This is a genomic window from Bradyrhizobium nitroreducens (genome assembly GCF_002776695.1).
GTDB classification, from domain to species: domain Bacteria; phylum Pseudomonadota; class Alphaproteobacteria; order Rhizobiales; family Xanthobacteraceae; genus Bradyrhizobium; species Bradyrhizobium nitroreducens.
Window position 1 is genome coordinate 1,718,309 of the sequence record NZ_LFJC01000003.1, and the last position, 14,811, is coordinate 1,733,119.

Consider the following 14,811-nt stretch of genomic DNA (forward strand, 5'->3'; position numbering starts at 1 on the left):
GATGTGCAATCTCTACTCGATGACCAAGAACGTCGATGCAATACGTCAGTTGTTCGGAGCCTTGAACAGCCGCGTCGGCAACTTGCCAAGCATGCCGGGCATCTTTCCCGACTATCCCGCGCCCATCGTCCGCAACGCCGCAGACGGACGCGAGGTCGTGATGGCGCGGTGGGGAATGCCTTCGTCCTCGAAGGCTTTGATGGACGCCACGAAGAAGCGAGCGGAAAAGCTCGAGGCCAAGGGCAAGCAGGTCGACTTCAAGGAGCTGCTCCGAATGGAGCCAGACTCCGGGACAACAAACATCCGCAATACGAAGAGCAGCCACTGGAAGCGGTGGCTCGAGCCGGACAATCGCTGCCTGGTCCCCTTCACCAGCTTCAGCGAGTACGACACCATCGATGGAAAGAAGGTCCCTGTATGGTTCTCCCCAGATGAGAGCCGCCCCCTGCTGGCCTTTGGTGGAATCTGGACGAACTGGACGTCTGTGCGAAAGGCAAAGGAAGGCGAGGTCACGGCCGATGTATTTGGGTTCCTGACCTGTGATCCCAACGCGGAAGTGAAACGCGTCCACCCGAAGGCGATGCCGGTCATCCTCACAACGGCCGAAGAACACGACACCTGGATGCGCGCGCCTTGGGACGAGGCAAAGGCGCTGCAGCGGCCGCTCCCGGACGGCGCGCTGAAGATCGTGGCGACCGGCGAGAAGGAAGACCCGGCCGCGGCCTAGTGTTGTGCACAAGAGGGCGGAACACGTGGACAAGATCCAGTGCCGGCGATTTCGAATCCCTGCCCTGTGGTAACCGCCCGGAACGAGGGCGAGAGACGAGGATTCGTCTCGGTGGAGCGAATTCATGCTGACGTTTAGGGAAAGACGACCTGCGATCCGCACGCTGCGCGGCTGGGCCGTTTCGGTCCTCAACGAGGCCGGAGCCATCAGGGAGTGCGGGGAGCACGGCTGGATGCAGGATCGCGGTGACCCGCATGCCCACGTGCGTGCGTTCGATGTGGCGCGGCAGGATCCACCGGAGGGGTATTCTCCGGAGGCCGCCGCGGTTGCGATCGCCGAAGTTCTGGAATCGATCGGCGATACATGCCCGGAGTGCCCGACGGAGGAGATCGTCTAAGGTTGCGACAAGCCGACCGCAAATCTTAGGACATGACAGCTCGGCACGGTCTTCCCGCGCGATTGTACGCTCAGCAAGCTCCGGCGCCGATGCGATCGGCCTTGGCGTATAGTTCGCGCGGCGTGTTCTCACGCATGCCCCGGAGCGGCGAACATAGCGCAGTGCAGACAACGCGCGCCCCCCTCTAAATCGGATTCGTCGTTGATCGCTAGCGCGGCTCGCATCGGGCGTGCAAAGTGCCGGCAATATGTGAAGCCGAGGAAACGCAGACGCAATTGCGCAAGTCCGCCATCGCGTTAGGTCGAATTTGGCGACATCGAGTACGCTCAGAGCGCCAAATCTTGGATGTGCAGACAACGACTTAGGCACGTTTGGGCGACAGTGCTTTTATCTTGCCCTCACTCCCACTACTCTTTTTGCTTTGCGCTCGTTTGCGATAGCGATCGTTACCCGAAGGGCCGAGACACCCGTAGGGTGGCTCGGTGAGGAGCGAAGCGACGAGTAGAGCGCGGGCCGAAGGCATCGCCCGTATGCGATCAGCGCGCTATTGTCGCACTAAAATCGAGCGCTCGGCACGCGTCCAAGCCATCAATTCAAGCCTCTCAGGTGTCCATGGATTGGCACAAATTCCAATGCCGATGGAGCGATTTTCTTCATCGGAATGCTTAGAAAAGACCATCGAACAACCGTCCGTCTCAAGACACAATTTCACTCCGAGCGAGTGGATTTTCTTCGACCAGAATGAGACGTCTCGCAGGCTGCTCAACCAGCCCGCACTCCCACAGGGAGCCCAGTTGAGGGCTCTCCCGTACCCATCGGCGATATTCCAAGCATGCTATCCCGAAGACGAAAAATGGCTCCCACGCAATGCGCGGGAGCCCGAACATTTTGACCTAGTCGACAGGATTCCAGATCAGGAAGAAGCTGCCTTCACCGCCGAGACCTACCGTCCGACCAAGGTTGGCGCAGAGCTTGCGGCCCCCGAGGCCAGGTGATGCAAGCGACAGGCTGACGTAGTCTGTCCCGCGGCTCTCTCCACGCAAAATCCGACCGGATCCGACCTCGAGCCCTTGGGCGAAGATGCGGAAGTCCGGCGAAGTATCGGCGGACTTGTCGCGGTTCGGCACGATGTCGATGTCGGCGCAGACTGGCAGCAATTTGAGCTGGCCCCTGAAGCCGCCCTAAGTTGTGCGGGTCACGAATCCGATCGCGGTCATGGTCTGTCTCCTTCGTTGCCACAAGGCGCCGATGCCCTGCGATGGCGAGACCGTCATGGCAGCCGGCCCGCATCCGAACCCCTGGGGCGAAGCGCAGCGGCGCACCCGAGCCCGCTCCTTTCTTGCAGCGAAGCGGCCGCGAGGAGCCGGCCTGCCGGCGGGGAAAAAAGGCAGCGTGCGAGGGTTTCGGATGGGGGACGGCTGCCATAGGTCGTAGCGCCACAAGCAGGGAATCGCCCCTTCGGGCGGAGGAGCTACGCCTTGCCGCAAGGCACCGGTCACCGTGCAAAGCAGCGCTTTGGGCAACGCTTCGACGTAAGCATCACCTCGAGCTTCTCGCGACCAGACCAGATTACTTTGCTTCGACAGCGGCCCGGTTTCACATCTGAGACCTGGTCCTGGTGCCGGCCAATAAGTCGAATGCACCGCACTCAGTCGGCCGCTCACACGGCTATTGAGCTCGCGAACCGCCCAACGAAAATGAAGCCAAAAAGCTTGTCGAAATCCGCACCTCTAACCGCAAAACGTGCGTGAAGTGGACCGCAAATCCCCAGGGGCGCGCCTGTCTTTGAAGAAGAAAATGCCCGTTCTGCCATTCTTCAAAGCGGCGCAGAAATCGCAAAAAAACCCCGCCTCCGAGGAGGCGGGGCCGTTGATCCGAAGCGATCAGTCGCCGCTGCGGCGCGACCAGATCAGGCTGAAATCCGCCTCGCCTTCGACCTTGACCAGCGAGGCGTAGATCGGAGCCGGGAAGCTCGGATCGTCGAGCTTGACCGAGAGATATTCGCGGTCGCTGTCGCGAACCGTCTTCTTCCAGGCGGCGCCGAACTCGATGCTCCCTGCGAGAATCCGGTAGTCGGGAGCCTTGTCATTGTCCTTTTCGGACATCGTGAACTTGGCCTTGATGTTCAGCGTCAGCGTCTTGATCGAGCCGGTGTAGCCGTTGTCCGAAGCGGTGAAAGTGCCGATGGTCGCCATGGTCATCTCCGTCTGTCTGTTGTTCGGGCCGCGCCTATCGCAACCTCGATAGCGATCCTTGGCCCGGGGAGCGATCGGCCCGCAGCCGGAAGGCCCGCAGCGCCAGCGGAGGACGGCGAAAGCCTGCTTTTTTGTCTTGCGCGAGGAATGCCGCCGCTTGGCGGCAGGGGAAAAAAGCAGGCGTGAGCTGTTGCGGGAAGGCGATCGAGGCTCTTGCCGTCCCTCGGGCCTGATCAGCCAATCGAGGGGGCGTTGGACGCGAGCCCATGACCGAACTGACGGCGATGATCATGGCTGCCACCGCCCATCACAGCATTGGAAAACGGCGGGATCGATCAGAAAGAAAGCCAACGTCTGCCCATCAAGCGCAAGAACGACGACCGGACAAACCAAGCGAACCCGACCGCATTTTCGCATCAGCAAACGACGGCTCCGGCCAGAATTGATCGCCCGATTGCGCTGCCGCAACATGCAGTCCGGACACGATCAAAGCCCCCGGCCTGATCGCTTCGTCCCTGCAAAAGAAGATGCAAGACATCCACCCCGGGTGCGGCAAACGGCGCGGATCGATCGGATCATGGCCCTCATTTGAGAAAGGAACTAGCGCGGGTGGTCGCCACTTTGCTTCGACCGAACCGGCCGCAAGCCGTCAGGGGCGCGGCCGGAATTTGATGCGTGCCGGGGCCGACGTTGCGACCCCGGCTCACCTCTTACTCAGCAGCTTGTGAACAAAAATCATATCCCTGCGCCCCGTCTGGCGCACCGACCTGAGCTGCCGTCCAGGCCGTCCGCAGCAAAGACGGCAGCCAGCCGGTTGGCGCCAGCAGCTGCTCGGCGGCAGCTGCCATCTCGGCCTTCTTCATACCCGAGATGCGTTCGGCGGCTTCCGCGCTGACGCCTTCGCGGACGGCCTCAAGGATGCCCGCCTTGGTGACCCGGCCGAGATAGCTCTGCACCGTCGGCCGCCAGTATCCGGTCATGTCGAGGGCGACGGCTCCGGCCAAACGGCTGGCCGCCGCCAAGGCGCGCGGCCGGAGGTCAAATGGCAATTTGACCGCATTGACCGTCAATGCTGTGCAATGTGCGAACAGCGCCATGCGACTATCGTGATCGAGTTCGGCCACGAATTCCCACAGCCCGGCGACGTCCCGGGGGATTTGCCTCACCCAATTGGCATGGCGATCCGACCATTCTTTTCCAGCCGGGGTGTCCTCGATTCCGGGCGCATGCGTGGCCAAATCCATCTTGACCGGTTGAATGCCGGCCACATGGGCGTTGGCCCCGATATAGAAGATTTGCGCGGCGAGCGCGTGGGTGGCCGCCACGATGGCGACGTCTGGCTGCTCACTCAGATTGAGACGCAGCCCCAAGGTGCGATGCGCGGTGAGGTCACGAATGAGCGTATCGGACAGCCGTTGTTCCTCCTCTTCTTCCTCGTTTTCTTCCTCCTCTGCTTCACCATCACGCGTGGCTTGATCGTCCCCGCCACCCTCCTCATCCGATGCTTGTCCGTCGCCTTCCTGCCCCGCTTCCGCGTGGGATTTCTCGTCCTCGGGGCGGATGAAGCCGCGTTCGATCCGGACAGTGCCGTCGTGATTAAGGATCACGAACGCGCCGCCGCGCACGACATCACCGGGATCGTAAGCCAGCCGTTTCGCCTCAAACTGCTCGATCTGAGTCTCCAGTTCACCGAAACGGGCATCCACCTCGTCAGGCAGTTCCTCGGCCGTTTGATGCTGTTCGGTCAGCTCGTCGAACTCGGTTTGAACGGCCTGAAGGGCGGTCTGATCTTCCGCCGAAAGCTCGACCGGATGCGGGTAGGCCCGACGCATGCCGTGAGCATGCGGGAAGTCGAGGTGGGGCTCCGTCCACTTCCATCCCTCGGCCGCCCGCAACCCATCCGCCTCCCGGCCAAGCCGTGCCGTCACCAGCAAATCGAGCAGTGCCACGTCCTCCAGATAGCCGCCGCGATCCTCGGTGAAGAGGTCGCGCAGGACCGTACCGCCTGCCTCGATATAGGCCTCGAGTCCGACAAATCGTGCGCGTCGATCCGTTGCCGCGACATGAGTTTCGGTGAGCAGACGGCGGATGGTGCTGGCATCGCGGTCGTAGGACAGGCGCTCATAGACGCCTTCCTGCCGCGCCTGATCGTCGGTGATGGCAAAGGCCATCAACTGCTCAAGGGTCAGATCGCCCTCGCGATACAGTTGGATCAGTTTGGGAGAAACCGCACCCAACCGAAGGCGTTGCCGCACCACATGCGGCGTCACCCCGAAGCGCGCGGCGATCTCCTCCGCACCGAAACCCCGCTCGTCTGCGAGCTTCCGGAACGCCTCGAACTGGTCGGCGGGATGCATGTTTTCCCGGGTGACGTTCTCGTCCAGGCTGATCTCGTGGGGGTCATTCGCGGTGTCGATAACGCAGCGGATCGGCTCGGTCTTCCTGATCTCCTTCCGCTTGACCCGCAAAAGCTGGGCAAGCCGCCTGCCCTCGCCGACGGTCACGAGATAGAACCCCGTGGCCGTTCCCTCTCCGTCCAATTCCGGCTGTACCACCAGATTTTGCAAGATGCCTTTCGTGGCGATACTCGCCGCGCAGGCCTCGATCGCCGCCTCGCTATGTGGCGTCTTGCGCGCATTGTTCGGGGACTTCTTCAGCTTGTTGAGCGGAATGAGAACCTCCGTCCCGCTCGCAGGAACGATTTCAACTGATTTAGCCGACATGATCATTCTTCCTTTTGCTTCCATGGGTGCAGCGCGCACTCCGCGCCTGCACCCCTGCCCGTCGGCGAGACCGGGGGTAGCAAGTGCCAGGGCGACCCGAGCGGAGGGGGATCACCCGCCCGAAAGGGCCGCTCGCAAGAGCGGGTCTGCACGGGCGCATGTCAGCCGTTCGAGAGAGTGAAGGACCAGCGAAAGCGCGGAAGACCGGGGAGACCGCTCGGGGCGGCGCCGGCGACAGCCGGCGCTTTACCCTGGCGCGCGCGAGGGGCGGAGCCCATTAGATCCGGTTGAGCAAATCAGCGCGGGTGAGAACAAGGGAAGAGTGAGAAAATCAAAGGAGGCACCCGCAGGAGGGTCAGCATAGCGCCGACGCGTAGCGGCGGGACCCGGGACCGAGTGCAGTCGCGAGACCGGTTAACAAGGCACCCGAACGCGGGACAGTGATAGCGACGCCGGCATGGAATGCCGGCGGGGCCCGCGAGCGAGTGCCTCCGGCGAGCGACACATTATATGTGCTTGCGCGAGGGATCGAAGCCGAAGGCCGAGACGCGACGCGGCTCGGTTCACGAGAGCCCGGTGCGGCCATTGCCGCACGCGCCAGCCGCCGACGATGACGAGGTCGAAGTGCGCTGGATTGCTCTGCAGGGGCAATAACGCTCACCGTGCGAAGCACTATAGCCGCATCAGATTCCGTCAACTTTCAAACAAGCGGACAACGCGGCTGCGCCGGATAGTGTGTTTTCCTATTGCTATCAAGCACGCATGGATCGCCAAATAGGCATTGGGAATGCTGCGATAATTGTTGCCCGTCAGCACCTGCTTCCTATGCAATGCGTCATGCCCTCGCAACAAGCGCAATCTTGTTAGCTAGCCGTGCGTAACAAGCGGCTAACACCAGCCCGCGAACTATGAAAAACAGGATGAAGGCGATCCACAAGCCCTCGTTGCCCAATGGGGGAACGAGCAACCATTGCGCCACAACAAAGACCGAGGCTCCCGCACCGGCGCCCCATACCATTGGTTTGGCGGAGGTTGCTCCGATGAATATCCCATCCAACTGATAGCTCCACACCGCCAGCACCGGCCATAAGGCGACCAGGTGAAGCTGTTGGTCAGCAGCAGCACGCACGCCCTCGACATTGGTAAATGCTGCAATGATCGCTCCACCACCTATACCGTAGGCAAGCGTCATGGCCATTGCGACTACGAAGGACCAGAGTGCCGTCCGTGCCGACCAGAAGTGAAAAAGGGCGCGGTTACCCGCTCCTTTGGCCTCACCGACCAATGTCTGGGTCGCGCTGCTCATACCTACGATCGCTAATGTCGCAACAAAGACGAGCTGAAGCAGAACGTGGTTGGCGGCCAACACTTCGTCACCCAAGCGCGCACCAGACACTGACATCATCGCAAACACGGTCTGGACAAACAGGGTTCGCATAAACAGGAAAGTATTGACTGATGCCTGCTCACGGAAGAGACCGACGCGCCAAAATCCGACGCGTCGAACCGTGGCCATCACGCGGGCTGGGCGAATCAGGTAGCCCAGCCACACGACCGCTGCGACTGCGGCGCCCCATTCGGCAATTAGATTACCGGTTGCCGCCCCAGCAACGCCCCATCCCAGCCCCATGACAAATGTCACGGTCAGCAAGGTATTTAGAGCATTCAGGAAAAGATCGAGGCATAGAGAAATGCGGGCTCGTTGGGTGCCGATCAGGAATCCTTTAGCCGTCATGCTAACGAAGATTGCCGGCGCGCTAAGCATCCTAATCCGGAGATAGGTGGAAGCAGCCTCGGCCGCTTCTGGCGAGGGATTCCAAACTCTGACAGTCACTTCCCGAATAACAGGCGACAGGAGCACGAAAAGTAAACCTAACCCAGCAGCCATGACGGCGGCGCGCATCGTCACTTCTATGATTTTTCGGCGTAGACCCAATCCGAAGGATTGAGCAACAAATCCGACGGTGCTCATATAGAGAAAGCTGAACAACACATAGAGGTTGATCATAAAGAACGCGCCGACTGCCAAGCCAGCCAGCGGCGCTTCACTACCGAGGTGGCCGATGGCCCAGATATCAACGATGCTGACCAACGCGCCCGATATGTTGGCCAGCATGGCAGGGCCGGCAACGCGCCAGATCCGCCGATTGGCATCTCGCTTCAGCTTGGACTGAATCAACACAAGTCCATCGACCATGCCCCAACACTTTCCCACCTAGCCGTCCAAATCTGTGTTCCGTTCGTCACGCTGATCAACCTCCCGCCCGATCCTTGCGCGAGGGATGCAGCGGCAGCACCCAGCGCTCCCCGGGCCTGCCGTGGCACACCGGAAGCATGAGCAGAACCTATGGCCTCAGCACTCCGTGCCCCCGAGGTCCGATGCTCGACCTGGCTGAATTTCGGCGAGGATCGATTCCCATGGCATTTAACCGCCAAACCGGGGCTCCAGGAATCGGCGCCACGCGGCCGTTGGTTTCGACGGCGTCGTATTGATCGGGCTGGATGTCCCGGATTTTCTGGAATGCGCCCAACACATCACATGACAGCGAACCGTCCTCCCGACCCGCCATGGGATCTATCGACGTAACATCCGCCCGTGTGATCACCGGCACCGCAAAAGCAGCTGCTCGCGCGCCGCACCACCAACATCATGTATCTCGGCACCCCAACGAAGTAGACGTCGTCCCCTCCGTCTTGCGCCGACCGTCTAGTGCGCAGCGTCACCATCCAAGCAACATTCGCAAGATTCTTTCTCTGATCACAGGTCCAACCATAGTCTGCAACCGATAAGCGTCGAAAGAGCTCCCATCCAAGCTCTTGTCCAGTTCAGCGAACCGAGGAAAAGGATGCATGAGGCGCGCTGTGGGCTTCAGTACCTTTTGCGCACGAGCAAGATCGAACCCGTAAGCAGGGGAATAGTCAATATCTGCTGCCCCCCAATATCCGAGTGGCGGCATGTAGACGAAGTCCGCGTCGCGGACGAGCTCGTCCACCTCCGGCCGCTTCTCCGTGTGGACGATCTCCACGTCTCCTTTGACATATTGATCCGGCAGCCGCAGTTCGGTGGGGCTGACCAGCCGCAACTTGATTCCAAGCCGTTGGAGTGCGATCGCGAGAGAATGTGTCGTTCGCTGGTTCCTAAGATTGCCTATCAGGGCGACAGTCGCTCCTTCAAGGCCGATTTGCCGCATCACGGCGATGTCGTTCATCGTCTGTGTCGGGTGCTCATTTCGTCCGTCGCCGGCATTGACTACGGGCGCCTTACAACTCGACAGAGCATCACGCTCAAGCGCCTTGGAAGCCCGTACAACGACGCACGTTGACGTCAGGCTCAGTTGAACAATCTCGTCGTGGAAGTCCGTGTTATCCTTCAGCGCATCTCCGGTCGCTGTCACTTGTATGGGCGCCAATCCAATCCTGGTACCTGCAGCTGCAAAGCTCGACATTGTTCGCAGGCTCGGCTGGGCAAACAGAAATGCCAGAGTTCCGCGCAATCTTTCGTCCGGAGGACTGGTGTTGTCGATCGGATTCGTAAGCGCCATGATCTCGTCAATAGAGAGATCGTGGACGGACAAAAGATGTCGCATTGTGCCTCTTTCTCGCTGCTATCGATTCAGTCGAACGTCGACAATTCCGTACGAAATATCAGGATTTCCCATCTCTTCGTGCTGAAGGGCGAGCCTTTCGTAGGCTGCGCGTTGTTCGCTTCGTTCGGCATCCTTCACGTAAAGGGTACATTCCGTAATGCGCGGCAAGGCCCCCCTGAGAGGAACCGGATTGTCCAGCTCGCGGATGCCATTGACCCGAAATACCTTCTCGCCCTTGAGAAGCGTCCAAGTTACGCGATCGGCACCGAAACATTCGCGTGCCTTCTCTACGATTTCCCAACGGTCCGTCCTGTGATCCCCCACGGTCAACCCCATGAGGCAAGCGCGAATATCGAGCGTTGGCTTGGCGGCAGCCAGATCTCGGACGGCGAGGAACGTGGCGATCTGCAAGCTGGCGCCGGAAGGGCCGCCGTTGGAGGTCAGTGGCAAGGCATCGCGATCCGGCGCCAGGCCAAAAGGCATGTTCGCAAGTATCAGCACACGACCGTCAAGCCCGTTTCCAATGCAGGCGGGTATCCCGTCGCAAATATCGTTGAGACCGAACCCCTGTCGCTTCGCATCTATCCCGTTGAGCGATCGATTAATGACTGCATAAGCAAGCGCACGCGGATTTACATCGAACCCAATCCGACGATCGGCGCCGTCAAAGCCAAGCATATTGTGACCACACCCCGCGGCAAGGTCCAACGTCCAGTCGGGCCAGCCTATGTTTGGCGAGGCGTGAGCCAGTAACGTTTCGCTCTCGTCGCAGAACGGAAATACTCGCCAGCGTGGGTCGACCCAAACGCCATCCGTCACAAACAGACGGTCATGCATGCGGTTGACTCTGACGCGCAGCCGGCCATCAACAACGAGCCCGATTGCCTCCAGCGCGTTCGTGTGGAGCGGGTCTTCGATGCGAAATGGTGCAGCTTGTTGGGCAGAACCTGCCCAGCGCGAATACGCCTCCGTACTCTCGATTTCAGAAAGCCTTTTGGCTACGTCACCCGCAAGCCGAGGCGCGGATTTCAGTCTCATTCCCGCCAGAAACAACTCTTCGGTTAGGATCACAGCATGCCCTTCCATCGACCAACTTAACTCGACATCCGAGAGGACACTGGCCTAACCTGAATTCGCAATCGCGACCGCAGGCCCGGAGCGCGATCGCGACCGAGAGCTAGCAGAAGGGCCAATGAACGACGAGCCACTCAAAAGGACCGCAGCACCAAGAAGCACATCAGGCACACTCGCGATTGCGACGGCTTCGATCAGGGACGTGCCATCTTCATTTGGAGCATTTCGCGCCCGCGACCTGAATTGGCCAACCCACCGCTTGAATGCAAACACCGACGACGACGGCAGACCCATAATCAGCACGTTCCTTCTCTCGCATCGGAGCAACTAAGAAACGTCGCCGACAGGGTGTGACAGTAAATAACACCTTCTTTGGTTGCAAACGAATTTTTTGCGACGCGCCGAACGCAAAGAGACTGGTGTTCTTGAGCGCTCGATAATCGGCACATCAAGCTCGTCAAAATTCCGCAAAATCTGTTTGCGCACTTTCAGTGCGCCATACGGACCTGCATATTGTTGCGCAGATTTCCGTCTGTTGCCAAGCGCCAACTGAGAAATATGCAACCTCCCCTTGAAAGTCATCTAAGGTTGTGTTTGAACTCGTGAGATCAAGTTCTGGAAGTGAGTTCTGCCGTGCTCTCTCATAGTCAGTGCATGCGACCAAGACGGCACGTCGTTGCAGTGCCATCGATCTCGAAGGGGCCATTCCGAGAAATTCACGTGAGCTGATCCGTTCTGTTGCGCGAACGCATCGTTTCGAATCTGGATCAGGCGCCCGCTATGTCGAGAGTTCTAGTCGATACAGACCTCAACTTCGCAAGCGACGATTTTCAAGCGCTTCTGCTTCTGCTTTCGGATGAGCGGCTTCAAATATCCGGTTTGTCTTGTGCTGCGGGGAATACCTTTGCCGAGGAAGTGCTCGTCAATATTTTAGCGGTTGCAGGTCTCTGTGGTTTGCAGGCGGTACCAATAGCCGCGGGGATTGGCCACGAATACTTTCAGCCGCGGCGGGTCGACGCGCAGCAACGGCTTGCTGACGGACGCACAAATTTTATCGGATCTCACGGGAAGGCCTCGCGGCCCCGGCTGGTCCCCAGAGATCACCAGCTCTCAGGCAACGTCCACTCAAATCTGAGCGAGATTCTGTTGCAGGACGCAGCCATAACAACGATTGTCTGCCTCGCTCCTTTGACAAATCTGGCGACAGCGCTGGACAGCCTGAGCGAAGACAGACGTCGATCGCTCACCCTTTGGATCATGGGCGGCAACATCGAGCTCAATTCTGCGGATCCAAAGATCGACTTCAATTTCTGGTACGATCCGGTTGCCGCATCAAGCATTATGCAATCGGGCTGCAACGCCCTGCTCTTTCCCTATGAAACCTGCCGGAAGCTGAGATCCGACCCGGAATTGGCGAGCAACGTCCAATCACCACGACAGCGACTGTCTCGCGTCTTCTCCGAAGACTTTGGCCGCCTCATCCGACAGCATGGGCCCACAATGCCCCTATGTGACCATCTCGTCGCACTGGCGCTGATGGATAACGATATTATGGTCGATGCCAAGCCAGCGACTGTCGACGTCGTCCAGTCTGGGTCATATGCAGGAGGCTGCGTCACGTCCTGGAATTCACGATCATCGATCAATATCGTGACCGATATCGACGCCAAACGAGCCGCTACGGCCCTGCTTTCGAAACTGGACGGTCTGGAGGGCAGAGCCACCGGCGACGTGAGCCATTTCCTTGAATCTCTCCCATATACGTTAGACGCCGTACAAGGCGGCTTTTGAAGCAACCATAGCCGACGAAATCAGGTGGGCAGAGTGATGACAGATTCGAAGGCTCTGAAGCAGCAGTACGTCGCCGGCTCACTGGGGCGAAGGCCGCAGGGTACGGGCCCACAACCAACCCGGAGCGCATTGCACGAACTGCTGCTTGAGCGCTTTGGTCCAACGACGCTTTCCATTCTGCTCCCACCCCTGGGAGACGCGAGTTCGTATCTGAGCCTAGCAGAAGCGGGACATCTCCTGAGCGCAGTCGGCGCCAGTCATACCGCGGTTGCTGCCGCCTACCTCGAAGCCTACAAAAGAGGGGTCTATGACCGTTGCCAATTCACCGCAGTCAAGGAAGGGGAGCCGCTGCCCTACTTTCCAGCCGAATTTGACGTGATCGTCTTGACGGAGCGAGGCGCGTCCAACCTCCCCGCGGCTGACAAACTGGAGCGTTTGCTCAAGGAGGGTGGTCTCTTCATTCGTCCAGATAACAGGACCGGCTTTATTGCCAAGCAATGATTGGCGCTGCGCGAGATCCCACCGAGCTTCGAGTCAGGAGACCATCAGTGCACGGCAAGACAACAAGAGATACTTCCAAGGCCTCGAATTCGTCCCTGGGCGGCCGCACAGAGAACGCGGCCGAATTCAAGGTTACGGCTGCCTCCTTCGACGACGCGGAAACTGGGGATGAAATGCTCTCCCTCGCGAGTTTGTCGTCCTACATCGAGGCGGCCTGCAAGGCGACCGCCGGGGGCGTTCTCGACAGCGCCGAGGAAAGCGTAGGGGTCAGTTTGTCGGTCCGGCAGCTGTCCTGTGTGCGACACGGTGATCAAGTTCGAATCCGCGCACAATGTGTCCGCGACCCGACGTCGCTTATGATCCATCTGCACGTGGCCGTTGACTTGGGAACGCAGCTCGCTGTGGTTGCCGACCAAAGCCGCCTCATCGTTGAGCGCGGCGCGTTGCGCGACAGGCAACAGGCAAGAAGCGCGCTCACAATCTAGGCTTTGGCGGGGAAGATAAAGATGTCTGCTCTCAACTCTCGAAAACCGCGCGTGCTGTTTGTGCTCGGAACGCAAACCTGGTTGTCCTGGATCCTCCCCTCACTCGAGTCGGCGGCGTACGAGCCATTTGTGTGCACGTGGGACATCGATGTCGCAATGCCAGAAGAGCTGCAGGATGGGCAGTTCGACGGGATCATCTTTGTCAGTCATCATCTCACGACACAGCGCGACGCTGAAATCGCTCCCAGATGGCGCAACTCGATCGCACAGAGTTTAAGCGCTGCCAGCTTGGCTTTCGACAAGAGGAAGATGGCATCCATCGCCGAAGGCGTTTCCGGAGTTGAGCCGCTTCCGGAGTTTGACGCCCATGAGGCGCAAATGTGGATTCGGCGCAGGCCGGGGCGGGCTATAATTGCCAAGAAGATTGGCGAAACAGAGGGCAGAGGCATAGCTGTGTTCGAGTCTGAAGAAGGGCTCGGCGCTTTTGTCGAGAGTGAATACGACACAAGCTATATTCTTCAACCATTCGTCATCGGGCATGAGCTGTCCGTCAACGTTGTCGGCGCGGGAGGGCGGGCTCATTTCTATCCAACGGTCTACAAAGGTGTGAACGCCCGCCCCCTGGTTCACGCCGCTGCGCGCCGGAGGGTGTGTCCTGGCCATCGCTTCGCAAATGTCGACGTTGGCAGGATTGAGCGAGTCAGCAGAGATATCGTTGACGCCATAGATGGGAAATGCCTGGTCGAGATCGAGTATATAGACACCGGGGAGGATTTGTTTCTGGTTGAAATCAATCCGCGACTTGCGGCGTCTCTCCGAATGTCGATGGCAGCTGACGGAGTGAATGCCTTCGAGTTTCTTGCGGCCGAATGCCTCGGGCTCCGCTACCCCCATGATCTAGGCTCCGTGAAGGAATGCGTGTCGATAGAGTACCCTCTAAGGAGCTACATCTCTGCTTCGCAAAAGCATCGGTTGCTACGAATCGGCGACGTGCAGGTGTCATCTAGAATCACGGTTACGAACAGCTCCCTCGCGGGATTGCGAGAACACGCGAATGCTGTGCTGGACGTGTTGGAGCATCGCTAAGGCCCACCGAAAGAACGCGCCCCTCTTCACCAGGATCTGACGAATGTATTTTGGGCGCACCCAGAGCCATCCGGCGGCGTCTGTAGACTGTGGGAGAAATCGTTTGGACTGAAATGTACCCCGAGGATTGCCCGAACCGGTTCTGCCGCAGCTTCTTGATCAAGAATTCTGGCTTCTCGATGAGGAATATCCGCGCCGCCCGCTCGGCACGCAGCGTCGTCACCGGGCCGATCCGCAACGGCAGT

The 14,811-nt window shown here is 59.4% G+C and carries 12 protein-coding genes and 1 pseudogene; 7 read left to right on the top strand and 6 right to left on the bottom strand.

The features are described from left to right. Position 1: 1 nt before the first annotated feature. Both TSA1_RS08620 and TSA1_RS08625 read left to right on the top strand, forming a co-directional pair. Positions 2 to 727, top strand: coding sequence for an SOS response-associated peptidase (locus TSA1_RS08620; RefSeq protein WP_100175983.1), 726 nt, complete (start codon positions 2 to 4; stop codon positions 725 to 727). A gap of 124 nt (positions 728 to 851) precedes the next feature. Further along, on the top strand, positions 852 to 1,124 hold the full coding sequence (locus tag TSA1_RS08625; protein WP_100175984.1) for a hypothetical protein: 273 nt from the start codon (positions 852 to 854) through the stop codon (positions 1,122 to 1,124). 893 nt (positions 1,125 to 2,017) lie between these two features. On the opposite strand, the pseudogene TSA1_RS08630 reads toward TSA1_RS08625, so the two are convergent. Continuing rightward, positions 2,018 to 2,290: pseudogene (locus tag TSA1_RS08630) on the bottom strand (DUF736 family protein); the annotation flags it as partial. 717 nt (positions 2,291 to 3,007) lie between these two features. Then, positions 3,008 to 3,319, bottom strand: a complete 312-nt coding sequence (locus TSA1_RS08635; protein ID WP_100181033.1) for a DUF736 domain-containing protein — start codon at positions 3,317 to 3,319, stop codon at positions 3,008 to 3,010. Between the two features lie 266 nt (positions 3,320 to 3,585). Here TSA1_RS08635 and TSA1_RS38790 point away from each other — a divergent pair, with 266 nt between their 5' ends. Continuing rightward, entirely contained in the window at positions 3,586 to 3,765 is a 180-nt protein-coding gene (locus TSA1_RS38790; RefSeq protein ID WP_145984283.1) for a hypothetical protein, read from the top strand. A 264-nt stretch (positions 3,766 to 4,029) separates the two neighbouring features. Here the strand turns inward: TSA1_RS38790 and TSA1_RS08640 are convergent, their stop codons facing one another. The 4 genes from TSA1_RS08640 to TSA1_RS08655 form a co-directional block, all read right to left on the bottom strand. After that, complete coding sequence (locus TSA1_RS08640; RefSeq protein WP_174718824.1) at positions 4,030 to 6,042, bottom strand: ParB/RepB/Spo0J family partition protein; 2,013 nt, start codon at positions 6,040 to 6,042, stop codon at positions 4,030 to 4,032. An 835-nt stretch (positions 6,043 to 6,877) separates the two neighbouring features. Further along, positions 6,878 to 8,239, bottom strand: a complete 1,362-nt coding sequence (locus tag TSA1_RS08645; RefSeq protein ID WP_100175986.1) for an MATE family efflux transporter — start codon at positions 8,237 to 8,239, stop codon at positions 6,878 to 6,880. A 523-nt stretch (positions 8,240 to 8,762) separates the two neighbouring features. Beyond that, positions 8,763 to 9,629 carry an aspartate carbamoyltransferase gene (locus TSA1_RS08650; protein WP_100175987.1) on the bottom strand — a complete coding sequence of 289 codons (867 nt, stop codon included), beginning with the start codon at positions 9,627 to 9,629 and terminating at the stop codon, positions 8,763 to 8,765. An 18-nt stretch (positions 9,630 to 9,647) separates the two neighbouring features. Further along, positions 9,648 to 10,715: a hypothetical protein gene (locus tag TSA1_RS08655; RefSeq protein ID WP_100175988.1), complete on the bottom strand. Its 1,068-nt coding sequence runs from the start codon at positions 10,713 to 10,715 to the stop codon at positions 9,648 to 9,650. A 726-nt stretch (positions 10,716 to 11,441) separates the two neighbouring features. Here TSA1_RS08655 and TSA1_RS08660 point away from each other — a divergent pair. From TSA1_RS08660 to TSA1_RS08675, 4 genes are all read left to right on the top strand, one after another. Next, the gene (locus tag TSA1_RS08660) at positions 11,442 to 12,494 is read left to right on the top strand and encodes a nucleoside hydrolase (protein ID WP_100175989.1); all 1,053 of its coding nucleotides are present in this window, start codon (positions 11,442 to 11,444) and stop codon (positions 12,492 to 12,494) included. Between the two features lie 129 nt (positions 12,495 to 12,623). Further along, the gene (locus TSA1_RS08665; protein WP_145984284.1) at positions 12,624 to 12,995 is read left to right on the top strand and encodes a hypothetical protein; all 372 of its coding nucleotides are present in this window, start codon (positions 12,624 to 12,626) and stop codon (positions 12,993 to 12,995) included. A gap of 47 nt (positions 12,996 to 13,042) precedes the next feature. Continuing rightward, complete coding sequence (locus TSA1_RS08670; RefSeq protein WP_100175991.1) at positions 13,043 to 13,480, top strand: thioesterase, FlK family; 438 nt, start codon at positions 13,043 to 13,045, stop codon at positions 13,478 to 13,480. A 21-nt stretch (positions 13,481 to 13,501) separates the two neighbouring features. Further along, a complete protein-coding gene (locus tag TSA1_RS08675; RefSeq protein ID WP_145984285.1) occupies positions 13,502 to 14,566 on the top strand; it encodes an ATP-grasp domain-containing protein in 1,065 nt (354 codons plus the stop codon). The last annotated feature ends 245 nt before the right edge of the window (positions 14,567 to 14,811 follow it).

Bases quoted from the DNA above. Each gene is read 5' to 3' on its own strand.
- TSA1_RS08620 (WP_100175983.1), top strand. From the start codon at position 2: ATGTGCAATCTCTACTCGATGACCAAGAACGTCGATGCAATACGTCAG.
- TSA1_RS08625 (WP_100175984.1), top strand. From the start codon at position 852: ATGCTGACGTTTAGGGAAAGACGACCTGCGATCCGCACGCTGCGCGGC.
- TSA1_RS08635 (WP_100181033.1), bottom strand. From the start codon at position 3,319: ATGGCGACCATCGGCACTTTCACCGCTTCGGACAACGGCTACACCGGC.
- TSA1_RS38790 (WP_145984283.1), top strand. From the start codon at position 3,586: ATGACCGAACTGACGGCGATGATCATGGCTGCCACCGCCCATCACAGC.
- TSA1_RS08640 (WP_174718824.1), bottom strand. From the start codon at position 6,042: ATGTCGGCTAAATCAGTTGAAATCGTTCCTGCGAGCGGGACGGAGGTT.
- TSA1_RS08645 (WP_100175986.1), bottom strand. From the start codon at position 8,239: ATGGTCGATGGACTTGTGTTGATTCAGTCCAAGCTGAAGCGAGATGCC.
- TSA1_RS08650 (WP_100175987.1), bottom strand. From the start codon at position 9,629: ATGCGACATCTTTTGTCCGTCCACGATCTCTCTATTGACGAGATCATG.
- TSA1_RS08655 (WP_100175988.1), bottom strand. From the start codon at position 10,715: ATGGAAGGGCATGCTGTGATCCTAACCGAAGAGTTGTTTCTGGCGGGA.
- TSA1_RS08675 (WP_145984285.1), top strand. From the start codon at position 13,502: ATGTCTGCTCTCAACTCTCGAAAACCGCGCGTGCTGTTTGTGCTCGGA.